Genomic DNA, 23,728 nt, shown 5'->3' with positions numbered 1-23,728 from the left:
AAAAAAAGGAGTATAATGAGGGTAAGATTAGTAGGAGGTGGATTATGTTAGAAGTCCGCAATCTTGAAAAAAGTTTTGGTCCCAAACAAGTCTTGTTTGGCGTTGATTTTCAAGCTCAGCCTGGAAGAATTTTAGGTCTAGTTGGAAAAAATGGAGCTGGGAAAACAACCATTTTCCACAGTATTTTGAAATTTTTAGATTATCAGGGAGAAATTCAGTTTGATGGCCAGGAAATTCGTCAGGAAACCTATGCTCAGATTGGCTATCTACCCGAAGAACGTAGTCTCATGCCTAAGTTGACAGTTCTAGAGCAGGTTCGTTACCTAGCGATGTTAAAAGGAATGGATGCAAAAGAAGTCAAAGAAAAACTCCCTCAATGGATGGAGAAACTGGAAGTTAAGGGGAAATTGACAGACAAGATTAAGAGTCTCTCAAAAGGGAATCAACAGAAGATTCAGCTGATTATTACTTTAATGCATGAACCAGATCTGATCATTCTAGATGAACCTTTTAGTGGTCTGGATCCAGTCAATACCGAATTGCTCAAGCAGGTTATCCTCAAAGAAAAAGAACGTGGTGCAACCATTATCTTTTCAGACCACGTCATGACCAATGTCGAAGAGCTATGTGATGATATCCTTATGATTCGTGATGGGCGTGTCGTCTTGCATGGACCAGTCCAAGATGTTCGTAATCAATACGGCAAAACGCGACTCTTTGTTGCAAGTGAAAGGAGCCAGGAAGACTTGGAAAAACTCCCACATGTCACACATGCTAGCTTGACCAAGCAGGGGATTTGGAAGCTCATCCTAGATGATGAAAATGCTGGACAGGAGCTTTTTGCTATCTTGACTCAAGGACACTATATCGCGACCTTTGACCAACAAGCTCCGACAATTGATGAAATCTTTAAACTAGAATCAGGGGTGGAAGTATGAGAAATATGTTGGTTGTAATCAAAGAAACTTATCTACGTCATGTCAAATCCTGGAGTTTCTTCTTTATGGTAATCTCGCCTTTTATCTTTATCGGCTTATCTGGCGGAATTGGCTATCTCCAAGGTTCCTCTCTGGCTCAGAATAATAAGGTGGCAATAGTTAGTTCGATGCCTGCTGTAACAGAGAGTCTTAAATCAACCAATGGCATTAATTTTGACTATAAGGATGAAGCAAGCGCCCAAGAAGCCATCAAGGATGAAAAAATAAAAGGTTATTTGACCATTGTCCAAGAAGATAGTGTCCTCAAGGCAGTCTATCACGGTGAAACCTCACTTGAAAGTGGTATAAAGTTAGCTGTGACAACTAAGTTGAATGAGCTCCAATACCAACTCAATCGTTCGGAGGCACATTTATCTCAGGAACAGGAACAGCACTTGGCACAAACGATTCAATTCTCAGAGCAGATTGATGAATCTAAGGAAAGTAAAAAGATGGTCCAAACTTTTGCGGCTGCAGGACTAGGCTTCTTCCTCTATATGATCTTGATCACTTATGCCAGTGTCACTGCTCAAGAGGTAGCCAGTGAAAAAGGGACGAAAATTATGGAAGTGGTCTTCTCAAGTATTCGTGCTAGCCACTACTTTTACGCGCGCATGATTGCCTTACTTCTTGTCATTTTGACTCATATTGGTATTTATGTTGTAGGCGGACTTGGAGCTATCTTATTCTTTAAGGATATGCCTTTCTTGGCTAATTCAGGTATTCTAAGCCACTTGGGAGAAGCTTTTTCGGTCAATACCTTGTTGTTTGTCTTGGTCAGTCTCTTTATGTATGTGGTCTTGGCAGCCTTCTTAGGTTCTATGGTTTCTCGCCCTGAAGATGCAGGAAAGGCCTTATCTCCGTTGATGATTTTGATAATAGCTGGTTTTGTTGGCGTTACTGCCCTAGGCGCTGCAGGAGATAATTTGATTTTGAAAATCGGTTCTTATATTCCTTTCATCTCGACCTTCTTTATGCCTTTCAGAGCTATTAATGGTTATGCAAATAGCATCGAGGCTTGGATTTCTCTTGCGATAACAGTTGTATTTGCCGTAACTGCAACCGCCTTTATCGGACGTATGTATGCTAGCCTAGTCCTCCAAACGGATGATTTAGGCATCTGGAAAACCTTTAAACGAGCTTTAAGTTATAAATAAAGTATCGGACCTGTGAGTGTATCTCCCAGGTCTTTTATACTCTTCGAAAATCTCTTCAAACCACGTCAGCGTCGCCTTTCCTTACCTTACCTTACTCAAGTACAGCCTGTGGCTAGCTTCCTAGTTTGCTCTTTGATTTTCATTGAGTATTGATTAGCTGAAATATTTCACATTTATTTCTCCTAAACCTTTGACTATTAGGCAAAATTATCGTACAATAAAGAGTACATGATAAAATGAGATCAGAGTTTATTCACTCTGACGTTAGTAGTAAAAAATGAGGAGAAACGCTTTGGAATTAGAAGTATTTGCTGGGCAAGAAAAAAGTGAACTATCTATGATTGAGGTGGCTCGTGCCATCTTGGAACTCCGTGGTCGTGATCACGAAATGCATTTTAGTGATTTGGTTAATGAAATCCAAAACTATCTCGGTACCTCTAATAGCGATATTCGTGAAGCTTTGCCTTTGTTCTATACAGAGTTGAACTTTGACGGTAGCTTTATCTCACTTGGAGATAACAAATGGGGCCTTCGTTCATGGTATGGAGTGGATGAAATCGATGAGGAAATCATTGCTCTTGAAGAAAGTGATGATGAAGAAGTAGCACCTAAGGCTAAGAAAAAACGTGTCAACGCCTTTATGGATGGTGATGCAGATGCTATTGATTACAGTGCAGATGATCCAGAGGATGAAGACGCCTACGAAGAAGATCCAGCTCTTTCTTATGATGATGAAAATCCAGATGATGAGAAGAATGAAGTGGAAGCCTACGATGCTGAAATCAATGAAATCGCCCCAGATGATTTAGATGAAGAAGTCGATCTTAATGAAGAAGACGACGAAGACTCTGAAGAAGAGGAAGAATAAAAATAAAAAGGAGTTGGAGCTGGAATCGGTCTATCAAGTCTCGATTTCCTAGTCCAGCTTTTTTGTATTGGTCTGAATTAGTTTTGTAAGCTGGAATGTGCCAAGTCAACGATTTGTTCTATTTGACAAATGGTTCATTTTGAGGTAATATATTGTTCGGGCACCTCTTTTAGAGGTCGGAGCTCCCTAGTTATTAGGGAGCTATTTTTGTTTTTCCAGGAAGCTTTTCTTCTTGGGGTGTAGTTATTGATGAAGGTCTTGTTTTCTCAATCCCCTGTTAGTGAACAAGACCTTGAACATTTTAGAAAGAGGAATCTATGTCTACGAAATATATTTTTGTCACTGGTGGTGTGGTGTCGTCTATTGGAAAAGGGATCGTTGCAGCGAGTCTTGGACGTCTTTTAAAAAACCGTGGTTTGAAGGTGACCATTCAAAAATTTGACCCTTATATCAATATCGACCCAGGAACCATGAGCCCTTACCAGCACGGGGAAGTCTTTGTAACTGATGATGGGGCTGAGACAGATTTGGACTTGGGTCATTATGAACGTTTTATCGATATCAACCTCAACAAATACTCAAACGTGACAACTGGTAAAATCTACAGCGAAGTTCTTCGTAAGGAACGCCGTGGAGAGTATTTGGGTGCAACTGTCCAAGTTATTCCTCATATTACAGATGCTTTGAAAGAAAAAATCAAGCGTGCTGCTCTTACGACTGACTCTGACGTTATTATTACAGAGGTTGGTGGAACAGTCGGCGATATTGAGTCCCTTCCATTCTTAGAGGCGCTTCGTCAGATGAAGTCTGATGTCGGAGCAGAAAATGTCATGTATATCCATACGACCTTGCTTCCTTACCTCAAGGCAGCTGGTGAAATGAAAACCAAACCAACTCAACACTCTGTCAAAGAATTGCGTGGTCTGGGAATCCAGCCAAATATGTTGGTCATTCGTACAGAAAAACCAGCAGGACAAGGGATTAAAAATAAATTAGCCCAGTTCTGTGATGTGGCGCCAGAAGCAGTTATTGAGTCCTTGGATGTGGATCATCTTTACCAAATCCCACTTAATTTGCAAGCACAAGGCATGGATCAAATCGTCTGTGACCATTTGAAAATTGATGCACCTGCAGCAGATATGACAGAGTGGTCAGCTATGGTTGACAAGGTCATGAATCTCAAAAAACAAGTCAAGATTGCCCTTGTTGGGAAGTATGTCGAGTTGCAAGATGCCTACATTTCTGTCGTAGAGGCCTTGAAACACTCTGGTTATGCCAATGATGCAGAAGTCAAGATTGATTGGGTCAATGCTAACGATGTGACAGCTGACAATGTGGCAGAACTTCTATCTGACGCTGACGGAATCATCGTTCCAGGTGGTTTTGGCCAACGTGGAACTGAGGGTAAGATTCAAGCGATTCGCTATGCTCGAGAAAATGATGTACCAATGTTGGGAGTCTGCTTGGGAATGCAATTGACTTGTATCGAGTTTGCCCGTAATGTCTTAGGTCTTGAAGGAGCTAATTCAGCAGAGCTAAATCCTGATACCAAATACCCTATCATCGATATCATGCGTGATCAGATTGATGTTGAGGACATGGGTGGTACCCTTCGTTTGGGACTTTACCCTTCTAAGTTAAAACGTGGTTCTAAGGCAGCGGCAGCTTATCATAACAAAGAGGTGGTGCAACGCCGTCACCGTCACCGTTATGAGTTTAACAATGCTTTTCGTGAACAGTTTGAAGGAGCAGGTTTTGTCTTTTCAGGAGTGTCACCAGATAATCGTTTGGTAGAAATTGTGGAAATTCCAGAAAATAAATTCTTTGTGGCTTGTCAGTACCATCCAGAGCTATCAAGCCGTCCAAACCGCCCAGAAGAACTCTATACTGCTTTTGTAACAGCAGCGGTTGAAAATAGTAAATAGTCATGATTAAACCTTTGAGAGTCATCTCAGAGGTTTTTCCTATATAAATTTAGGATATCTCTTGCAAAAAAATAACATAGTGATATAATTAACATGGATAAAAACAGGAGGAAATCTCATGAAAAAAATCACACTATTTAGTTTGTCTTTAGCAGGTTTAGCTTTACTAGCTTTTCCTCATTCAGGAAAGGCGTTCGAGCTTGAAGAAGAATGGGTCATTAAGGGTGGTGTTCAATATCAAGATGGCAAAATTCTCCGATTTAATAATGGCCATGAAGTAGATATCAAAGTCTTGGATTTACCCAAAAACGAAAAAATTGAATGGAAAGTTACTTTAAATGGTCAAGATCAGACTGTCAATTTTCTAGGTCAAGAAAAAGACAAGTCTATGGTCGGTACAGAGGGGCGTTACCTGAATTTCTACGTACCTTATGGCTACAGAGGAGATATCAAAGTAGAAGCCAAGAGTGGAAATGAAGTAAAGACCTGGTCCACTAAAGTGGTAGATGACGTATATAATGGTGGAAAGAGTGGCTACTACCATATTAAAGAATCAAATGATCAATACACCTACCTTGATACTAAATGGGATTATCAAACCAAGACCTACACAGCTACCTTACCAGAAATTGTCAATGGTCAAAAAGTCTATGCTTGGGAAGACTATGACAATGGTGAGTTAAAACTTACAAAACCAGAATCTATCAGTCATTACTACAAGGGTGGGGGATCTTTCCAAGAACTTTATCCAATTGTAAAAGCAGAAAGCTGGTTAAAATCAAAACACAACTGGTATTATCAAAAACAAGGCCAACTAGTTAAAGATGCTTGGATTAAGGATCAGGGAAGCTGGTATTTTATGGATGATAAAGGGGTTATGTTTAATCAAACATGGCTTCATCAAGGTGGTAGCTGGTATGCCTTTAAATCATCAGGAGCTATGATTTCAGCTGATTGGTTATATGATAACGGCTCTTGGTATTACCTAAAAGACTCAGGTTCAATGGCGACAGGCTGGCTTAAAGATGGTGGTACTTGGTATTATCTAAAAGACTCAGGTTCAATGGCAACAGGCTGGCTTAAAGATGGTGGTACTTGGTATTATCTAAAAGACTCAGGTTCAATGGCAACAGGCTGGATCAAAGATAACGGCTCTTGGTATTACCTAAAAGATTCTGGTGCAATGGCAACAGGTTGGATCAAAGATAATGGTAAGTGGTACTATCTGGCTTCATCTGGTAATATGCTTAGCAATACACGCACACCAGATGGTTATTATGTAGATGCCAGTGGCGTTTGGAAATAATCATGAAACAGAGAAAATCTATTAGGGAGGTAGATTTTCTTTTTTTCATTTTCACAATTATGAAAATCTGGAAAAAGGACATTATTTTTGGTAAGATAAGGGTATGGATTTTGAAAAAATTGAACAAGCATATACCTATTTACTAGAAAATGTCCAAATCATTCAAAATGATTTGACGACAAATTTTTACGATGCCTTAATTGAGCAAAATGGAATCTATCTGGATGGTCAGACGAATCTGGAAGATGTCAAGAAAAACAATCAAGCTTTAAAACGATTGGCTCTTCGAAAAGAAGAGTGGTTACGAACCTACCAATTCTTATTAATGAAGGCAGCGCAAACGGAACCTCTTCAGGCCAACCACCAGTTTACACCAGATGCGATTGGTCACTTGATGATTTTTTTGATGGAGCAATTGTGGCCTGCTAAAGATCTAAGTCTACTAGAATTGGGCTCTGGGATGGGAATTCTGGGGGCTAGCTTTTTAACGTCCATGAACAAAAAGGTAGATTACCTAGGGATTGAGATAGACGACCTCTTGATTGATCTGGCGGCGAGTATGGCTGAAGTTATGGATCTTCAAATGGGCTTTGTCCAAGGAGATGCAGTACGTCCACAAGTATTAAAAGAAAGTGATTTTATTGTGAGCGACCTCCCGATTGGTTACTACCCAGACGATCAGATTGCCTCACGTTATCAAGTGGCAGCAAAGGATGAACATACTTATGCTCATCATCTATTAATGGAGCAATCTCTCAAGTATCTTAAGACGGGAGGCTATGCTATTTTCCTTGCTCCAACAGATCTTTTGACGAGTCCCCAGAGTGACCTCTTGAAACCCTGGCTGACTGGTCAGGCTCAACTAGTAGCTATCGTAGCTTTACCAGAGGATCTCTTCGCTCAAGGAGCCCAGTCTAAGACCATTTTTGTTGTACAAAAGAAAGTGGTAGAAGGTTTTGAGCCATTCGTTTATCCACTTGCTAGTCTTCGAGATCCTGAAATTTTGTTGGAATTTAAGGAAAATTTTCAAAATTGGTGTCAAGAACATGAAATCTAGTATAAATTTTGATATAATAGTTGAAAACGCTTAAAAAAGGGGAAACATTATGACAAAAACCATTGCAATTAACGCTGGAAGCTCAAGTTTGAAATGGCAACTCTATCAAATGCCAGAAGAAAAAGTATTAGCAAAAGGGTTGATTGAGCGAATTGGATTGAAAGATTCTATTTCTACAGTTAAATTTGATGGTCGTTCAGAACAACAAGTCCTTGACATTGACAACCATACTTTGGCAGTTAAGATTTTGCTTGATGACTTGATTCGTTTTGATATTATTAAATCTTATGATGAAATTACTGGTGTTGGACACCGTGTTGTTGCAGGTGGAGAATACTTCAAAGAGTCTACAGTCGTTGAAGGCGATGTAATTGAAAAAGTTGAAGAGTTAGGTCTCCTTGCTCCATTGCACAACCCTGCAAATGCTGCGGGTATTCGTGCCTTCAAAGAATTGTTGCCAGATATCACGAGTGTCGTTGTTTTTGATACTTCCTTCCATACAAGTATGCCAGAGAAAGCTTATCGCTATCCTCTACCAACAAAATATTACACAGAAAACAAGGTTCGTAAGTACGGAGCCCATGGAACTAGCCATCAGTATGTTGCTCAAGAAGCAGCGAAGGTTTTGGGACGTCCACTTGAAGAGTTGAAGTTAATCACCTGTCACATCGGTAATGGTGCTTCTATTACAGCTGTTAAGGGTGGGAAATCTGTTGATACCTCAATGGGATTCACTCCACTTGGTGGTGTAATGATGGGAACTCGTACAGGGGATATTGACCCAGCCATCATTCCTTATTTAATGCAATATACAGAGGACTTTAACAAGCCTGAGGACATCAGTCGTATTCTCAATCGTGAGTCAGGATTGATGGGTGTTTCTGGTAAATCTAGTGACATGCGTGATGTAATTGCTGCTATGGAGGCAGGGGATCATGATGCTACTTTGGCTTATGAAATGTATGTTGATCGTATCCAAAAGCACATCGGACAATATTTGGCTGTCCTAAACGGAGCAGATGCTATTATTTTCACAGCGGGTATAGGTGAAAATTCTGTTCATGTACGTGATGCTGTCATTTCAGGGATTTCTTGGTTCGGTTGTGATGTAGATCCAGAGAAAAATGTCTTTGGTGCGACTGGAGATATTTCGACAGATGCAGCAAGTGTACGTGTACTGGTAATTCCAACAGACGAGGAATTAGTCATTGCACGTGACGTTGAACGTTTGAAAAAATAACAGATCAAAAAATCGACCTTCAATAAGAAAGGTCGATTTTTTTGATCTAGGAGAACTACCATTTAGTCAGTGAAACTTCGCCACTATTGAGCCAAATCTTTTCACCAGTGGTTAATTCTATCTGCAGTTGTCCTTGGTCAGAGATGTCACAGGCTTTCCCTGTGATTATTTCTTGATCCTTCTTGAAGGAAATCTCTTTTCCTAAAACGATTGAGCGCTTTTTATAGAGATAGAGGAGTTCATCGGCTTCTGTTTCGTAGAAACATTTCCAGATTTCAGCAATCAATTCATTGCGAGTAATGGGAGTATGTTGAGAAAATAAGCTTCCAGCTTTAGTTTGTAGATTCTTGGGAAAATCAGCGATAGAAAAGTTGATCCCGACCCCAATGATAACATCTGTAACGAGTCCAGTTTCGACAGAGGTAATGGCTTCTGTTAGAATACCAGCAATTTTTTTCTGGTTCAGATAAATGTCATTGACCCACTTGATATCCACATCAATCAAACTAAGATTTTTGATAGCCTTGTAGATAGCCCCGGCTGTTAGAAGTGTATAGGCGGGAAGCTTCTGGTAAGGGAGATTGGGTTGTAGGTGAAGGGACATGTAAATTCCCCCCTTATCTGGAGAATAATAGGGACGTTGAAAACGACCGCGTCCCATAGTTTGGCTAGTGGAAAGGTAGAGTTTATCCCCTTTAGCACCAGCTTCCATAGCTTCTTTAGCATCGGTTTGGGTAGATTTTGTTGAGGGTTTAAACTGGACAGTAATGGGACTATTCGCTTCGATTTCCTGAGGTAAGATAAGGTCTCCGTCCAGAAGTTTATACCCACGATTTTTGATACTGTCAATCTCCAGTCCCTCTTGCTGGAGACGTTGGATAGCTTTCCATACTGAAGTTCGAGATAGATTTAATCTCTCAGCTATTTTTTCTCCGCTTAGATAATCAGTCTCAGTAACTAGTATTTTATAGACTTCTTGGTAGGATTTCATGCTAGACCCTTTCTGGAATAATTAGATTTATTGTACCATATTTTTAAAAAAGGGATAGCGATTTTCAAGTAATCTTAGCTAACTATAAAATTTTACCCAGTTTTAGTTAGAAGTATAGAGGCAAAGAGGTTTTCAAATCTCTTGAAAAATGGTAAAATGTTTTAATAGCTTATTTATCTGAATGTGAGATTCAGAAGGAAAGGATCTGTTGTGAAATCAATAGGTGTCATTGAAAAGTTAAAAAGTTTATCGAAACAAGAAGGACTTCTTTTAGGAGTTATTTTGAGTATTTTTCTTCCTTTTTATCTTTTTGTTATTATTTTTATCTCTTATTTGCTTTGGTTAGTATATACCGGGGAGATGAAGGGAATCTTGAAACGTTTGTCTCAACACCCTGTCTTGCTCTTTTTTATTGCCTATAGCACTGCAATTTCTCTTCTAGCACAAAATGTGATGGGAGTAGTTTCTTCGGTGGCCATGTTTCTGTTTGCCATCTTCTTTTACTATTATCAATCTCAATTGACTCCTAAATTTTTTAGGTTGACGCTTGAAGTAGTTTTAGCCTCGAGTGTCTTGGCAGCAGCCTTTGCAGCCTTGGAACATTTCCAAATTGTAAAGAAATTTGATTATACCTTCCTCTCACCACGAATGCAAGTTTGGCATCAAAACCGAGCGGAGGTTGCCTTCTTTAATCCCAATTACTATGGAATTATCTGTTGTTTCTGTATCATGATTGGTTTTTATCTGATTAGCACAACTAAGTTAAGGTGGTTACGAATCTTTTCTATGATTGCCATCTTTGCTAATTTATTCGGTTTAAACTTTACGCAGAATCGTACAGCTTTTCCAGCCATCATCTTTGGAGCCATCATTTACCTCTTCACGACCATTAAAAACTGGCGTGCCTTCTGGCTTAGTATTGGAGTTTTTGGTGTTGGTTTAGCCTTTCTATTTTCGAGTGATTTAGGTGTTCGAATGGGAACCTTAGATTCATCTATGGAAGAACGTGTTTCTATCTGGAATGCTGGAATGGCCTTGTTTAAACAAAATCCCTTCTGGGGGGAAGGCCCACTAACCTATATGCATTCTTATCCCCGTATTGGAGCACCTTATCATGAACATGCTCATAGTATTTATATAGATACGATTTTGAGTTATGGAGTTGTTGGTACAGTTCTCTTGGGAATTGCTTCTGCCACTCCGGTACGAATGTTGATTGATATGAGTCAAGTACCTAGTAAGCGTCCTATCCTTGGACTTTATCTCTCTTTCTTGACAGTAGTAGCTGTGCACGGAATTTTTGATTTGGCTCTCTTTTGGATTCAATCATCTTTTATTTTCCTGTTAGTGATGTGTAGTTTACCACTAAAACATAGTATGATTGATGAATTAGTTGATTAAGAAAAAGATAGTAGAAATTAACATTTTCTACTATCTTTTTTTCAATTCAATTATTGAATAGCTTGAACCAAGTCTTCAGCTTGTTGTTTTAGTGAAGTAGCAACACTGTCTTCAAGGACTAGTTTACCATCTACCCAAGCAGAATCATTGATACGAGCTGCAGTGAATTCACCTACAACTTGTGTACGGATGAATGGCAAGAGGTCTTTGTAGATTGCAAAGAGTTGTTCATGACCTGCATTTGCTACTGAAGACACAGTAACGATTTTATCTTGAAGAGCAGATGCTCCACGAGTGTCAGACAAGTCAATTGCGCGTGAAAGCCAGTCAAGCAAGTTTTTCACTGTTCCAGGAATTGAGAAGTTGTAGACTGGAGAGAATATCCAGATAGCATCAGCAGCCAGAACAGCTTCACGAGCTGCTGCTACAGCTGGAAGAGTTGGAACTTCAAGTTCTTGGTTAAAAAGTGGGATTGCTGAGTAGTCAAGGTAGCTAATCTCAGCTTTTCCTACAAGAGCTTTTTCGGCTTTTAGCGCCATTTGGTGGTTGAAAGAACCTTCACGAAGTGAACCAATGATAAATAATACTTTTTTAGACATAGGGAGTCTCCTTTATATTTTAATCAGAGCTTTCTCTGTTGTTATAAACAATGTTACAACAAAATGAAATCATTTGCAAGAAATTTGCCCAGAAAATAAAAATCGATGATAGTCAAGATTATTTTTAGGAGTAGAGATTAGGAAAAGTCTGTTAAATCAGTGATTCAAGCGTCATATATTCCTGTCATAAGAGAAGTTCCGAGACAAATCCTTCTCCTTTATTCACTTGTAATTCACTTGGATAGATGGTAAAATAGACGAGTGAAAATGAGACAGAAAAAAGAAAAAAATTCCTTATTATTTCAGTACGGTATTGGTATGACCCTGCTGGCACTAGTTGTGACTTCTTCCTTTCTCTATTTGGTGTGGCTTAGCATGAAGCCTTATCAGGCAGCGAAGGTAGAAGGGGAAAAGCTTGCCAAGCAGTATGCGAATCTAGAAACGGTCAGTCAGGTTGATTTCTTCAATGGTTTAGAGAGCTATTATAGTGTCCTTGGCCAAGACAAGAATCAAAAGCCAGTAGCTGTTTTAATTGAGAAAAATAGTCAAAAAATCTATGTGTATCAACTAGAAAGTGGCACTTCACAAGAAAAAGCAGAAGCAGTTGTCATAGAAAAAGGAGCAACTGAGATTGACGCGATTACCTTTGGGCGGTATGCTGATAAACCCGTCTGGGAAATCAAGTCTGGTGGAGACTACTATCTAGTGGATTTTGAATCTGGTGCCCTAATCGAAAAGGAGAAACTATGAAATTATCTAAACGTGTCTTAGAAATGGAAGAAAGTGTCACTCTGGCTAGTGATGCAAGAGCAAAGAAGTTAAAGGCTGAAGGAAAAGACGTTCTTTTCTTGACTTTAGGTCAGCCTGATTTTCATACTCCTGAAAATATTCAAGATGCTGCTGTTGAGGCTATTCGAGATGGACGTGCTTCTTTCTATACGGTAGCTTCAGGTTTGCCTGAATTAAAAGCAGCGGTCAATACCTATTTTGAACGCTATTATGGTTATTCTGTAGCGGCTAATGAAGTCACTTTTGCTACGGGTGCCAAGTTCTCCCTTTATACTTTCTTTATGGCTGTGATTAATCCTGGAGATGAGGTTATCATTCCAACACCTTACTGGGTTAGCTATGGGGATCAAGTGAAAATGGCTGAAGGTATTCCAGTATTTGTCCAAGCCAAGGAAGACAATCACTTTAAAGTAACCGTGGAGCAATTAGAAGCAGCTCGCACAGATAAGACCAAGGTCCTGGTTCTGAACTCACCATCTAATCCTACCGGTATGATATACTCTCGTGAGGAATTATTAGCCATTGGAAACTGGGCAGTTGAGCATGATATTCTGATTCTAGCAGATGATATTTATGGACGTTTGGTCTATAACGGTAACGAATTTATTCCAATCTCTAGTCTGTCAGAAGCCATTCGCAAGCAAACAATCGTCATCAATGGTGTATCTAAAGCTTATGCCATGACAGGTTGGCGGGTGGGTTATGCAGTAGGTGATCCAGAAATCATTGCTGCTATGAGTAAATTGACTGGTCAAACGACTTCTAACCTGACTGCTGTATCTCAATACGCAACAATCGAGGCTTTAACTGGTCCACAAGACTCTGTAGAAACCATGCGTCAGGCTTTTGAGGAACGTTTAAACACCATCTATCCACTCTTGTGTCAAGTCCCTGGCTTTGAAGTAGTCAAACCTCAAGGAGCTTTCTATCTCTTCCCAAATGTCAAAAAGGCCATGGAGATGAAAGGATATAGCGATGTAACTGAGTTTACGACAGCTATTCTTGAGGAAGTTGGTCTGGCCTTGATTACGGGAGCAGGCTTTGGTGCGCCAGAGAATGTCCGTCTCAGCTATGCGACAGACTTGGAAACTCTTAAAGAAGCTATTCGTCGTTTGCACCAATTTATGGAAAAATAAAAATAAGATCTTCGTCGTCTTGACGGAGATTTTTTTTGGATAAAACCTGAGATTTTTCTCTGATAGAATCTAGCTATCAGGCATTATTTGTGGTACAATAGTGGGTAATAATGTCTTTAGACAAGTTAAACAAAAAAAGGAAGATAAAACATGACAAAACGTGTAACAATTATCGAAGTAAAAGACTACGTTGGTCAAGAAGTGACTATCGGTGCTTGGGTTGCCAACAAATCAGGAAAAGGGAAAATTGCCTTCTTACAATTACGTGACGGAACAGCCTTTTTCCAAGGTGTGGCTTTTAAACCAAACTTTATCGAAAAATTTGGAGAAGAAGTAGGTCTTGAAAAATTTGACACCATCAAACGTCTAAGTCAAGAAACATCTGTTTTCGTGACAGGGATTGTTAAAGAAGACGAGCGTTCTAAATTTGGTTACGAGTTGGATATTACAGACATCGAAGTGATCGGTGAATCTCAAGATTACCCAATCACTCCAAAAGAACATGGAACAGACTTCTTGATGGACAACCGTCACTTGTGGCTTCGTTCACGCAAACAAGTAGCTGTCATGCAAATCCGTAATGCTATCATCTATGCAACTTATGAGTTCTTTGATAAAAATGGCTTCATGAAGTTTGATAGCCCAATCCTTTCAGGAAATGCTGCAGAAGATTCAACTGAACTGTTTGAAACTGACTACTTCGGAACACCAGCCTACTTGAGTCAATCTGGTCAGCTTTACCTTGAAGCTGGTGCTATGGCCCTTGGTCGTGTCTTCGACTTTGGTCCAGTATTTCGTGCTGAAAAATCAAAAACTCGCCGTCACTTGACTGAATTCTGGATGATGGATGCAGAGTATTCATACTTGACACATGATGAGTCACTTGACTTGCAAGAAGCTTATGTTAAAGCTTTGCTTCAAGGTGTTCTTGACCGTGCTCCACAAGCCTTGGAAACATTGGAACGTGACACTGAGCTTTTGAAACGCTACATTGCAGAGCCATTCAAACGCATCACTTACGATCAAGCCATTGATCTCTTGCAAGAGCATGAAAATGATGAAGATGCAGACTACGAACATCTCGAGCATGGTGATGACTTTGGTTCACCACACGAAACATGGATTTCAAACCACTTTGGTGTACCAACCTTCGTGATTAACTACCCAGCAGACATCAAGGCCTTCTATATGAAACCAGTTCCTGGTAATCCAGAACGTGTACTTTGTGCAGACCTACTCGCACCAGAAGGCTACGGAGAAATCATCGGTGGTTCAATGCGTGAGGAAGACTACGATGCCCTTGTTGCGAAGATGGAATCACTTGGTATGGATCGTACAGAGTATGAATTCTATCTTGACCTTCGTAAATACGGTACAGTACCACACGGTGGATTTGGTATCGGTATCGAGCGTATGGTAACTTTTGCAGCTGGAACTAAACACATCCGTGAAGCCATTCCATTCCCACGTATGTTGCACCGTATCAAACCTTAATAACCATAAAAACGCCGTCTGGCGTTTTTATACTCTTCGAAAATCAAATTCAAACTACGTCAGCTTCACCTTGCCGTACTCAAGTACAGCCTGCGGCTAGCTTCCTAGTTTGCTCTTTGATTTTCATTGAGTATTACTTTAAATGAAAGAGGTGGAGAAAATGTAGGCAACTCTAAGTAAGTCTTTTAGAAACAATCATATTACATATTGAAAGAGAGAAAACAATGTTTAAAAGAACTTACAAACGCAATATTCCACTCCTAGCAGGTCTGGAATTCACTTCTTATTTTGGGATTACCAGTTTTTGGATTTTATTTTTCATCCAAAATGGTCTATCCTTGCTTCAAATCGGCCTATTAGAGAGTATCTTTCATGGGACAAGTCTCTTGTGTGAAATCCCATCTGGTATGTTGGCTGATCGATTTAGTTACAAGACCAATCTCTATTTGGCTCGCTTGGCCAGTATTGTGTCCTCTATCTTGATTTTGTTTGGTCAGGGGAATTTTTGGATTTATGGGCTTGCTATGATGGTCAACGCTTGGTCTTACAATTTTGACTCGGGGACCAGTACCGCTTTCTTATATGATTCAGCAGTAGAAGCTGGTCAAAAGGACCGATATCTTCAGATTTCTAGCTTTTTATCTGGTGTGGCAGAAGTCACCCGAACCCTAGGTACAGTTGCAGCAGGCTTCTTTATTCACGGAGCACTTGCCTGGACCTATCTGATTGCTATAGGATTTTCATTTCTTTCTATCATTTTGATTTACTTTATGAAAGAACCAATGGCTAAGAGAGAGAAAAATGAAGTCTTAACCTTTAAAATGATTGTCCAGCAAGTTCGTAAAGAATGGCAGGAAAAACCAGTACTCTTTTACTGGATGCTGATTTATCAGCTAGCAGGGACACTCATGTGTATGTTTTACTTTTATTATCAGCAGAAAATAAGTGACTTAGCAGGATGGCAGGTTTCACTGGTTATGCTTATTGGTAGTGTGTTAAATCTTATAGCTGTTTATGTAGCTAGTCAAATCGGTAAAAAATGGAATAGCAACCAAGTTTTTCCTATGCTTGTTGCACTGACAGGCCTAGCAATGCTATTGGTGTTTTCTGGAACTCCCTTTGCCTTTCTTCTCGTATATCTTTTAACCGATACACTCTATGCAGTTTATCAGCCAATCTATTTCAATGATTTACAAGGTTATTTACCTTCCAGTGTAAGAGCAACTATGCTTAGTATCAATTCCATGCTCTTTAGTCTTTCCATGATTGTCATATTTCCACTGACAGGCTGGATGATTGATCGTTGGGGTCTTGTAGCGGTCTTTTTAGTTCTAGGTCTTATCTTGCTTTTAACCTACCCTATCCTAATAATCGGTCTAAAAAGGATGGGCAAGGTATTGGACAAGGACTTAAAAACTGAGTAAAGCACGAAAACCTAATTGCCCAAAGGATCATCCTGTGGTACAATAGCAAGAGGAAAAGGAGAAGAGTATGATCGATGTAGAAGAAATTCTAAGTAAGATGAATCCCAATCAAAAGATCAACTATGACCGTGTCATGCAAAAGATGGTTCAAGTTTGGGAAAAAAATGAAGAAAGACCAACCATTCTCATGCACGTCTGTTGTGCTCCTTGTAGCACCTATACTTTAGAGTATTTGACCAAGTATGCAGATGTAACTATTTATTTTGCTAATTCAAATATCCATCCTAAAGCTGAGTATCACAAGCGTGCCTATGTGACAAAAAAGTTTGTTAGTGATTTCAATGAACGAACTGGCAACAAGGTTCAATATCTAGAAGCCCCCTATGAACCCAACGAATACCGTCAGCTGGTCCGAGGTTTGGAAGAAGAACCTGAAGGTGGCGATCGTTGCAAGGTTTGTTTTGACTATCGCTTGGACAAGACAGCACAGGTGGCCATGGACTTAGGATTTGACTACTTTGGTTCAGCCCTGACTATCAGTCCTCACAAAAATTCACAAACCATCAATAGTATCGGGATTGATGTGCAGAAAATTTACACCACTCATTATCTTCCGAGCGACTTTAAGAAAAATCAAGGCTATAAACGTTCTGTAGAGATGTGTGAAGAGTATGACATCTATCGCCAATGCTACTGTGGCTGTGTCTATGCAGCTCAAGCACAGAATATTGACTTGGTACAGGTCAAAAAGGATGCAACCGCCTTTATGGTAGATAAGGATATCGAGAAAGACTATTCCCATATTAAATTTACTGTTACGAAATTAGATATTTAGACGAAAACCTGCCCAATGTGGCAGGTTTTTTGCTTATAAAAAAACGAGGTCAGGATTTTAATCCTGACCTCTGACAACTTTACCGATTCTTTAGTTCTACGTAGCGTTTGTACCAAATGTTGACATAGGCTTCTGAGAAAGGACCTCGCTCATTGTTAATCCAATCAACAAGAATCTTAACATGCTCTTTCAGAATATAGTCTAGATCAGAAGAATACTTCATTTTTCGCTTGTGTCGTTCATACTCCTCAACGTCCAAGAGGCGTTTCTCACCATCTGTAAAAACTTTAACATCCAAATCATAGTCAATGTATTTTAAAGCTTCTTCATCCAGATAGTAAGGACTTGCCATATTGCAGTAGTAGGAAATACCATTATCACGAATCATAGCGATAATATTAAACCAATATTTCTTGTGAAAGTAAACAATAGCCGGTTCTCTAGTCACCCAACGACGACCATCACTCTCGGTAACGAGTGTATGGTCATTGACGCCGATAATAGCGTTCTCTGTTGTTTTTAGTACCATGGTGTCTCGCCAAGTGCGGTGAAGACTCCCATCATGCTTATAACTTTGAATTGTAATAAAGTCGCCTTCTTTTGGAAGTCTCATAACTAACCAACTTTCTACAATTTATAAGTTTATCGTTTACTATTGTATCACATTTTTGTTTAAAGTTCTTAGTTTTTTTATGAAAAAATTAAAGATATTCTCTGAGAGCGCTGGCTATATCCGAAAAATCGTAGCCTTTTCGTGCTAAAACTTGGGTCAAACGCTGCTTGAGTTCGTATCCTTCATACTTCCGCGAATATTTTCGATATTGCTTATCCAACTCTTTAAAGATTAGCTCCTGAACGGTTTCCTCTTCTATCTGGTTATCCAGTTGGTCAAAGGCTGTTTTAGCTTCCGAGTAGGAAAACCCTTTGTTAGTAAGATTTTGGATTATCTTATCTTGTAGAGCGCGAGCAGGCAATTTACCCTGATATTTTTTCAGTAGTTTTTCGGCTGTACGCTCTGCGACTTCCGTCAGATCAAATTCTTGTAAAACTTCTTGGATGATAGACTTAGCAACCCCTTTTTGAGAAATCTTCTGCATCAGCATATAGCTTCCCTTATCTCCTGAAAGTTGATTGGAATTGATAATAGCGTAGGCATACTGACGATCATTGATCCAATTGTCGTCCTTTAGAGACTGAATGACTTGTTGAATGATTTTCTCATCAATTTCATGTTTGGCAAGATAATCTCTAACTTCTTTTTCAGTACGGGCCATGAAGGATAAGTGGTAGAGAGCTAGATTTTTACTGTAGGAAAATTGCGCAAAGGATTTAATCTCAGTTAGTTCCTCAGCTGAAATCTCTTTCCCTTTTGTTAACATAAAGCGAACAATGGTATCCTCTGTAATATAGCAGGTTTGGTCGATATCAAGTTCGAGCAGATAGAGTCTTTTTTTCTTTTCCAGTTTTGTGATTTTCATATTTTCCTCTTACCCAAATGCTTCAAAGGCGGCAACGAGTCGAAGTTTGTTGCTATCAACTAGCTCTCTCCCGTAACAGTCGAGAAATAGTTCAGCATATTTGGGGTCTTTTAAGTTGTAATTGAGGGACCAAATTGCCCAAAAGAGATCGATATGCCGATCACTGAAATCAGCCAAACCAAGATCAATAAAGCAAGAGAAATGGCTAGCATCTTTGAGAATAAAGTTTGGTAGACAGGCATCCCCGTGAATAAAGGCATCTGTTTCTAAAAGGTCCCCTTGTTCTTGGATGAGTTGGAAGGCCTCTTCGCGACTGTTAATCTGGAATTGGGGTAGGAGCGCCTTGGCATAGAACTCCCCTTTTTCATAGTTTTTAAAGGCTCTGTCTTTATAGGATTTTAAATGATTTTCTGATGGAAAATTTTGTGGGTTTAAGCTGTGAAGCTTTTTAAGAGCCTCTGCCATTGTTCGGCAGATTTTTTCTGGCTGATCTAAAAAAGCGAGAGCATTACGACCAATAGCCTCTTTAGTCAGGAGGTAGTCTTTATCTTTAGATAGATATTCGATAACCGGAGTTCCCAGTCCTTTGGTTTCAAACCACCTTGCAATGCTAGCTTCTCGCTCTAATCTTCCCTTTTGATCTATTTTTAAATAGTAACCTGAGTCAAGATAAAGGACCCTTGCGCCTGAATGAGAAGAGCTGTCAGAAAGGCTTGCCCCCTCTATATAAGTTCGTAATTGCTCAGGAAAAATCAATGAGGAAAAAGATATCTTTGTATTCATGCTTTTATTGTAACATATTCTTAACCATTGAGAAACTACGTGGTATAATAGACTTATGAATCTAAAAGTCAAACAAAAAATTCCATTAAAAATTAAGCGCATGGGGATTAACGGGGAAGGTATCGGTTTTTTCCAGAAAACCCTTGTTTTTGTTCCTGGTGCCCTCAAGGGTGAAGATATCTATTGTCAGGTGACTTCTGTTAAGCGTAACTTTGTTGAGGCTAAACTCCTTGAGGTCAATAAAAAATCTAAGTTTCGAGTGGTTCCAGACTGTACCATTTATAATGAGTGTGGAGGCTGTCAAATCATGCACCTGCATTACGACAAGCAGCTGGAGTTTAAGACGGATCTCCTCCATCAAGCTCTGAAAAAGTTTGCCCCTGCTGGCTATGAAAACTATGAAATCAGACCAACCATTGGTATGCAGGAACCCAAGTATTATCGAGCTAAACTACAATTCCAAACGCGAAAGTTTAAGGGCCAGGTCAAGGCAGGATTATATGCTCAAAATTCCCATTATTTGGTTGAGCTAAAAGACTGTCTGGTTCAAGACAAGGAGACGCAAATTATTGCCAATCGCATTGCTGAACTCTTGACCTACCATCAAATTCCGATTACAGATGAACGGAAAATTCTTGGAGTTCGAACCATCATGGTTCGTCGAGCACGGAAAACTGGGCAAGTTCAGATTATCATTGTGACCAATCGTCAATTAAATCTGACTCAATTTGTGAAAGATTTAGTCAAGGATTATCCTGAAGTAGTGACTGTCGCAGTCAATACCAATACTGCAAAAACCAGTGAGATTTATGGAGACAAGACCGAGATTATTTGGGGTCAAGATAGTATAGGCGAAGGTGTTCTAGACTATGAATTTTCTCTTTCACCAAGAGCTTTTTACCAACTCAATCCTGAACAGACAGAAATTCTCTATAGTGAAGCCGTTAAGGCCTTAGATGTAAATGAGAATGACCATCTGATTGATGCCTATTGTGGTGTTGGGACCATTGGTTTTGCCTTTGCTAAGAAAGTCAAAAGCTTGAGAGGGATGGATATTATTCCAGAAGCTATTGAGGATGCCAAAGAAAATGCTAAGCGCATGGGTTATACCAATACTCACTATGAAGCAGGAACTGCAGAAGAAATCATCCCCCGCTGGTACAAGGAAGGCTATCGTGCAGATGCTTTGATTGTGGACCCGCCACGTACTGGTTTAGATGATAAGCTCTTGGATACCATTGTCAAATACGCTCCTGAAAAGATGGTCTATGTTTCCTGCAATGTATCTACCTTGGCGCGTGATTTAGTCCGTTTGGTAGAGATCTATGACCTGCATTATATCCAGTCCGTTGACATGTTTCCACACACGGCTAGAACAGAAGCAGTGGTCAAATTAACGAGGCGCAAGGTAGTTTCCAAATAGAAATGGCAACTGGAAAGTTTTTGAAAAGAAGACTTCTAGTTACAGAGTAAGATTTGCAAGCTATCTATAAATATGATAAAATAAGTAGAAAATAAAATGAAAAAAGAGGTATGTGAAATGTCACGTAAACCATTTATCGCTGGTAACTGGAAAATGAACAAAAACCCAGAAGAAGCAAAAGCATTTGTTGAAGCTGTAGCATCAAAACTTCCTTCATCAGACCTTGTTGAAGCAGGTATCGCAGCTCCTGCTCTTGACTTGACAACTGTTCTTGCTGCTGCTAAAGGTTCAAACCTTAAAGTTGCTGCTCAAAACTGCTACTTTGAAAATGCTGGTGCTTTCACTGGTGAAACTAGCCCACAAGTTTTGAAAGAAATCGGTACTGACTACGTTGTTATCGGTCACTCAGAACGTCGTGACTACTTCCACGAAACAGACGAAGACATCAACAAAAAAGCAAAAGCAATCTTTGCTAACGGCATGCTTCCAATCATCTGTTGTGGTGAATCACTTGAAACTTACGAAGCTGGTAAAGCAGCAGAATTCGTAGGTGCTCAAGTTTCAGCTGCTCTTGCTGGATTGACTGCAGAACAAGTAGCTTCATCAGTTATCGCTTATGAGCCAATCTGGGCTATCGGTACTGGTAAATCTGCTTCACAAGACGACGCACAAAAAATGTGTAAAGTTGTTCGTGACGTTGTAGCTGCTGACTTCGGTCAAGAAGTAGCTGACAAAGTACGTGTTCAATACGGTGGTTCAGTTAAACCTGAAAACGTTGCTTCATACATGGCTTGTCCAGACGTTGACGGAGCTCTTGTTGGGGGTGCATCACTTGACCCAGAAAGCTTCTTGGCATTGCTTGACTTTGTTAAATAATCTTCAAATATCTGAGACAGACAGTTCCCTCCCTCGAGGTTAAGACTGCCTGTCTTCTTTTTAGTAAAAAGGCGTGCGAAAGCACGCTCTTTTCTGCATTTTATACTCAATGAAAATCAAAGAGCAAACTAGGAAGCGAGCCGCAGGCTGTACTTGAGTACGGCAAGACGAAGCTGACGTGGTTTGAATTTGATTTTTGAAGAGTATTAGAAGAAAAAGAAAGGAGAATCATGCTGTATATTTGGTCTTATCTCAAACGCTATCCCAAGTGGCTAGTTTTAGACTTCCTCGGAGCTATTTTCTTTGTCATTGTCAATCTAGGTCTACCAACTGTTCTGGCTCGCATGATTGACCAAGGAATCAACCAAGGCGATAAGGATAAACTCTATTTTTGGGCTGTTATCATGTTGGTTATTATCGTCTTAGGAACATGTGGACGGATTGTGCTATCTTATGCGGCTAGTAAATTGACCACCAATATGGTCAAGGATATGCGAAATGATGTCTATGCTAAATTACAAGAGTATTCTCATCATGAGTATGAACAAATCGGAGTATCCTCATTAGTTACTCGTATTACGAGTGATGCCTTTGTCCTCATGCAGTTTGCAGAACAGACGCTTAAGTTGGGTGTCATCACTCCCATGATGATGCTGTCGAGTATTCTCATGATTTTCTTGACGAGTCCCTCACTGGCCTGGATTGTCGCTTTTTCCGTTCCTTTTCTAGCTGTAGTAGTCATTTATGTGGCGGTCAAAACGCGTCCTTTATCTGAAAAGCAACAGAAAACACTGGACAAGATTAACCAGTATGTCCGTGAAAATTTGATGGGGCTACGAGTGATTCGTGCCTTTGCTCGTGAAGACTTCCAAGAAAAACGTTTCGAAGAGAAAAATGCAATCTATGCGGATAATTCGAATCGCTTGTTCAAATTAACTGGTTTGACAGAACCACTTTTTGTGCAAATCATTATTGCCATGATTGTGGCTATCGTTTGGTTTGCTTTGGATCCTCTCAAGCAAGGAAGTTTGCAGATTGGGGATTTGGTAGCCTTCATCGAGTATAGTTTCCACGCCCTCTTGTCCTTCCTCTTCTTGTCAAACCTCTTTACCATGTATCCACGTACGGCTGTATCTAGTGAGCGTTTGAAGGAAATCATGGACATGCCCATTTCCATTGATCCAAATGAGGATGGAATTCAAGAAACAGAAACTCATGGATATCTAGAATTTGATAATGTGACCTTTGCCTATCCTGGGGAAACAGAAAGCCCTGTTTTGCATAATATTTCCTTCACTGCTAAACCGGGTGAAACCATTGCATTTATCGGTTCAACTGGGTCAGGTAAGTCTACTCTAGTTCAATTGATTCCTCGTTTCTACGATGTTACGCTAGGGAAAATCAAGGTCGATGGTGTTGATGTTCGGGATTACCGTCTCAAATCACTCCGTCAGAAGATTGGATTTATTCCACAAAAGGCCTTGCTTTTTACTGGGACTATCGCAGACAATCTCCGTTACGGGAAAGAGGATGCCAGTCATGAGGACTTGCACCAAGCAGCAGATGTGGCCCAAGCCAAAGACTTTATCGAAAGTCGAGAAGAAGGTTTTGCGACGCATCTGGCAGAAGGCGGAAGCAACCTATCAGGTGGTCAGAAACAACGTTTGTCGATAGCACGAGCAGTCATCAAGGGTCCAGATATCTATATCTTTGATGATTCTTTCTCAGCCTTGGACTACCGTACAGATGCTATTTTGCGCCGTCGTCTCAAGGAAGTGACACAAGATGCTACGGTATTGATTGTCGCGCAGCGTGTTGGAACTATCATGGATGCTGACCAGATTATCGTCCTTGATAAGGGTGAAATTGTTGGTCGTGGTCGTCATGAAGAATTGATGGAAACCAATGACATTTATCGAGAAATTGCTGAGTCGCAACTGAAAAATGCGTCTCTGACAGAATAATAGGA

At 40.0% G+C, this 23,728-nt stretch carries 21 protein-coding genes; 16 read left to right on the top strand and 5 right to left on the bottom strand.

Features of this window, described 5'->3' with window-relative positions:
* Positions 1 to 44: 44 nt before the first annotated feature.
* From O3633_RS04000 to O3633_RS03970, 7 genes are all read left to right on the top strand, one after another.
* Positions 45 to 938: an ABC transporter ATP-binding protein gene (locus O3633_RS04000; RefSeq protein WP_371620459.1), complete on the top strand. Its 894-nt coding sequence runs from the start codon at positions 45 to 47 to the stop codon at positions 936 to 938.
* Positions 935 to 2,134, top strand: coding sequence for an ABC transporter permease (locus tag O3633_RS03995; RefSeq protein ID WP_371620458.1), 1,200 nt, complete (start codon positions 935 to 937; stop codon positions 2,132 to 2,134). Before O3633_RS04000 ends, O3633_RS03995 begins: the two co-directional genes overlap by 4 nt.
* A 292-nt stretch (positions 2,135 to 2,426) precedes the next feature.
* Positions 2,427 to 3,002, top strand: coding sequence for a DNA-directed RNA polymerase subunit delta (gene rpoE / locus O3633_RS03990; RefSeq protein WP_000418422.1), 576 nt, complete (start codon positions 2,427 to 2,429; stop codon positions 3,000 to 3,002).
* 317 nt (positions 3,003 to 3,319) lie between these two features.
* A complete protein-coding gene (gene pyrG, locus O3633_RS03985; RefSeq protein WP_371620457.1) occupies positions 3,320 to 4,927 on the top strand; it encodes a CTP synthase in 1,608 nt (535 codons plus the stop codon).
* A gap of 118 nt (positions 4,928 to 5,045) precedes the next feature.
* The gene (locus O3633_RS03980) at positions 5,046 to 6,233 is read left to right on the top strand and encodes a cell wall-binding repeat-containing protein (RefSeq protein ID WP_371620456.1); all 1,188 of its coding nucleotides are present in this window, start codon (positions 5,046 to 5,048) and stop codon (positions 6,231 to 6,233) included.
* 103 nt (positions 6,234 to 6,336) lie between these two features.
* The gene (locus O3633_RS03975) at positions 6,337 to 7,290 is read left to right on the top strand and encodes a class I SAM-dependent methyltransferase (protein WP_371620455.1); all 954 of its coding nucleotides are present in this window, start codon (positions 6,337 to 6,339) and stop codon (positions 7,288 to 7,290) included.
* 49 nt (positions 7,291 to 7,339) lie between these two features.
* Positions 7,340 to 8,530 (top strand): acetate kinase, encoded by a 1,191-nt coding sequence (locus O3633_RS03970; protein WP_000167795.1) that lies wholly within the window; start codon positions 7,340 to 7,342, stop codon positions 8,528 to 8,530.
* A gap of 55 nt (positions 8,531 to 8,585) precedes the next feature.
* Here O3633_RS03970 and birA read toward each other — a convergent pair whose 3' ends face one another.
* Positions 8,586 to 9,521 carry a bifunctional biotin--[acetyl-CoA-carboxylase] ligase/biotin operon repressor BirA gene (gene birA, locus O3633_RS03965; protein WP_371620454.1) on the bottom strand — a complete coding sequence of 312 codons (936 nt, stop codon included), beginning with the start codon at positions 9,519 to 9,521 and terminating at the stop codon, positions 8,586 to 8,588.
* 210 nt (positions 9,522 to 9,731) lie between these two features.
* On the opposite strand from birA, the gene O3633_RS03960 reads away from it, so the two are divergent.
* Entirely contained in the window at positions 9,732 to 10,922 is a 1,191-nt protein-coding gene (locus tag O3633_RS03960; RefSeq protein ID WP_371620453.1) for an O-antigen ligase family protein, read from the top strand.
* Positions 10,923 to 10,972: 50 nt separating this feature from the next.
* Here the strand turns inward: O3633_RS03960 and O3633_RS03955 are convergent, their stop codons facing one another.
* Complete coding sequence (locus O3633_RS03955; protein WP_371620452.1) at positions 10,973 to 11,521, bottom strand: NAD(P)H-dependent oxidoreductase; 549 nt, start codon at positions 11,519 to 11,521, stop codon at positions 10,973 to 10,975.
* Positions 11,522 to 11,782: 261 nt separating this feature from the next.
* Between O3633_RS03955 and O3633_RS03950 the strand changes: the two genes are divergently transcribed.
* From O3633_RS03950 to O3633_RS03930, 5 genes are all read left to right on the top strand, one after another.
* A complete protein-coding gene (locus tag O3633_RS03950; protein ID WP_371620451.1) occupies positions 11,783 to 12,271 on the top strand; it encodes a cell wall elongation regulator TseB-like domain-containing protein in 489 nt (162 codons plus the stop codon).
* Positions 12,268 to 13,446, top strand: coding sequence for a pyridoxal phosphate-dependent aminotransferase (locus tag O3633_RS03945; protein ID WP_371620450.1), 1,179 nt, complete (start codon positions 12,268 to 12,270; stop codon positions 13,444 to 13,446). The genes O3633_RS03950 and O3633_RS03945 overlap by 4 nt, the downstream gene beginning before the upstream one ends.
* Positions 13,447 to 13,596: 150 nt before the next feature.
* Entirely contained in the window at positions 13,597 to 14,940 is a 1,344-nt protein-coding gene (asnS, locus tag O3633_RS03940; RefSeq protein ID WP_154858817.1) for an asparagine--tRNA ligase, read from the top strand.
* 224 nt (positions 14,941 to 15,164) lie between these two features.
* Positions 15,165 to 16,364 (top strand): MFS transporter, encoded by a 1,200-nt coding sequence (locus tag O3633_RS03935; protein WP_371620449.1) that lies wholly within the window; start codon positions 15,165 to 15,167, stop codon positions 16,362 to 16,364.
* Between the two features lie 67 nt (positions 16,365 to 16,431).
* The gene (locus O3633_RS03930) at positions 16,432 to 17,199 is read left to right on the top strand and encodes an epoxyqueuosine reductase QueH (protein ID WP_000567559.1); all 768 of its coding nucleotides are present in this window, start codon (positions 16,432 to 16,434) and stop codon (positions 17,197 to 17,199) included.
* A gap of 79 nt (positions 17,200 to 17,278) precedes the next feature.
* Here the strand turns inward: O3633_RS03930 and ntdP are convergent, their stop codons facing one another.
* The 3 genes from ntdP to O3633_RS03915 all read right to left on the bottom strand — a co-directional run bounded on the left by ntdP (position 17,279) and on the right by O3633_RS03915 (position 19,460).
* On the bottom strand, positions 17,279 to 17,812 hold the full coding sequence (gene ntdP, locus O3633_RS03925) for a nucleoside tri-diphosphate phosphatase (RefSeq protein WP_049530236.1): 534 nt from the start codon (positions 17,810 to 17,812) through the stop codon (positions 17,279 to 17,281).
* An 88-nt stretch (positions 17,813 to 17,900) separates the two neighbouring features.
* Positions 17,901 to 18,677, bottom strand: coding sequence for a recombination regulator RecX (gene recX, locus O3633_RS03920; RefSeq protein ID WP_049530235.1), 777 nt, complete (start codon positions 18,675 to 18,677; stop codon positions 17,901 to 17,903).
* Between the two features lie 9 nt (positions 18,678 to 18,686).
* Positions 18,687 to 19,460 carry an aminoglycoside 3'-phosphotransferase gene (locus O3633_RS03915; protein ID WP_371620448.1) on the bottom strand — a complete coding sequence of 258 codons (774 nt, stop codon included), beginning with the start codon at positions 19,458 to 19,460 and terminating at the stop codon, positions 18,687 to 18,689.
* A 55-nt stretch (positions 19,461 to 19,515) separates the two neighbouring features.
* Between O3633_RS03915 and rlmD the strand changes: the two genes are divergently transcribed.
* The 3 genes from rlmD to O3633_RS03900 all read left to right on the top strand — a co-directional run bounded on the left by rlmD (position 19,516) and on the right by O3633_RS03900 (position 23,723).
* Entirely contained in the window at positions 19,516 to 20,883 is a 1,368-nt protein-coding gene (gene rlmD, locus O3633_RS03910; protein WP_371620447.1) for a 23S rRNA (uracil(1939)-C(5))-methyltransferase RlmD, read from the top strand.
* A 117-nt stretch (positions 20,884 to 21,000) separates the two neighbouring features.
* Positions 21,001 to 21,759, top strand: a complete 759-nt coding sequence (gene tpiA / locus O3633_RS03905; protein WP_049530231.1) for a triose-phosphate isomerase — start codon at positions 21,001 to 21,003, stop codon at positions 21,757 to 21,759.
* Positions 21,760 to 21,989: 230 nt separating this feature from the next.
* Positions 21,990 to 23,723, top strand: a complete 1,734-nt coding sequence (locus tag O3633_RS03900) for an ABC transporter ATP-binding protein (RefSeq protein WP_049530230.1) — start codon at positions 21,990 to 21,992, stop codon at positions 23,721 to 23,723.
* Positions 23,724 to 23,728: the final 5 nt, after the last annotated feature.

This window comes from Streptococcus sp. 27098_8_22, from assembly GCF_041432415.1.
GTDB classification, from domain to species: domain Bacteria; phylum Bacillota; class Bacilli; order Lactobacillales; family Streptococcaceae; genus Streptococcus; species Streptococcus pseudopneumoniae_M.
This window is presented reverse-complemented; position numbering and strand designations above follow the sequence as displayed.

Excerpts from the sequence above, each read along its gene's own strand:
- O3633_RS04000 (WP_371620459.1), top strand. The coding sequence starts at position 45 with ATGTTAGAAGTCCGCAATCTTGAAAAAAGTTTTGGTCCCAAACAAGTC.
- O3633_RS03995 (WP_371620458.1), top strand. The coding sequence starts at position 935 with ATGAGAAATATGTTGGTTGTAATCAAAGAAACTTATCTACGTCATGTC.
- pyrG (WP_371620457.1), top strand. The coding sequence starts at position 3,320 with ATGTCTACGAAATATATTTTTGTCACTGGTGGTGTGGTGTCGTCTATT.
- O3633_RS03980 (WP_371620456.1), top strand. The coding sequence starts at position 5,046 with ATGAAAAAAATCACACTATTTAGTTTGTCTTTAGCAGGTTTAGCTTTA.
- O3633_RS03975 (WP_371620455.1), top strand. The coding sequence starts at position 6,337 with ATGGATTTTGAAAAAATTGAACAAGCATATACCTATTTACTAGAAAAT.
- O3633_RS03970 (WP_000167795.1), top strand. The coding sequence starts at position 7,340 with ATGACAAAAACCATTGCAATTAACGCTGGAAGCTCAAGTTTGAAATGG.
- birA (WP_371620454.1), bottom strand. The coding sequence starts at position 9,521 with ATGAAATCCTACCAAGAAGTCTATAAAATACTAGTTACTGAGACTGAT.
- O3633_RS03955 (WP_371620452.1), bottom strand. The coding sequence starts at position 11,521 with ATGTCTAAAAAAGTATTATTTATCATTGGTTCACTTCGTGAAGGTTCT.
- O3633_RS03945 (WP_371620450.1), top strand. The coding sequence starts at position 12,268 with ATGAAATTATCTAAACGTGTCTTAGAAATGGAAGAAAGTGTCACTCTG.
- asnS (WP_154858817.1), top strand. The coding sequence starts at position 13,597 with ATGACAAAACGTGTAACAATTATCGAAGTAAAAGACTACGTTGGTCAA.
- O3633_RS03935 (WP_371620449.1), top strand. The coding sequence starts at position 15,165 with ATGTTTAAAAGAACTTACAAACGCAATATTCCACTCCTAGCAGGTCTG.
- O3633_RS03930 (WP_000567559.1), top strand. The coding sequence starts at position 16,432 with ATGATCGATGTAGAAGAAATTCTAAGTAAGATGAATCCCAATCAAAAG.
- ntdP (WP_049530236.1), bottom strand. The coding sequence starts at position 17,812 with ATGAGACTTCCAAAAGAAGGCGACTTTATTACAATTCAAAGTTATAAG.
- recX (WP_049530235.1), bottom strand. The coding sequence starts at position 18,677 with ATGAAAATCACAAAACTGGAAAAGAAAAAAAGACTCTATCTGCTCGAA.
- O3633_RS03915 (WP_371620448.1), bottom strand. The coding sequence starts at position 19,460 with ATGAATACAAAGATATCTTTTTCCTCATTGATTTTTCCTGAGCAATTA.
- rlmD (WP_371620447.1), top strand. The coding sequence starts at position 19,516 with ATGAATCTAAAAGTCAAACAAAAAATTCCATTAAAAATTAAGCGCATG.
- tpiA (WP_049530231.1), top strand. The coding sequence starts at position 21,001 with ATGTCACGTAAACCATTTATCGCTGGTAACTGGAAAATGAACAAAAAC.
- O3633_RS03900 (WP_049530230.1), top strand. The coding sequence starts at position 21,990 with ATGCTGTATATTTGGTCTTATCTCAAACGCTATCCCAAGTGGCTAGTT.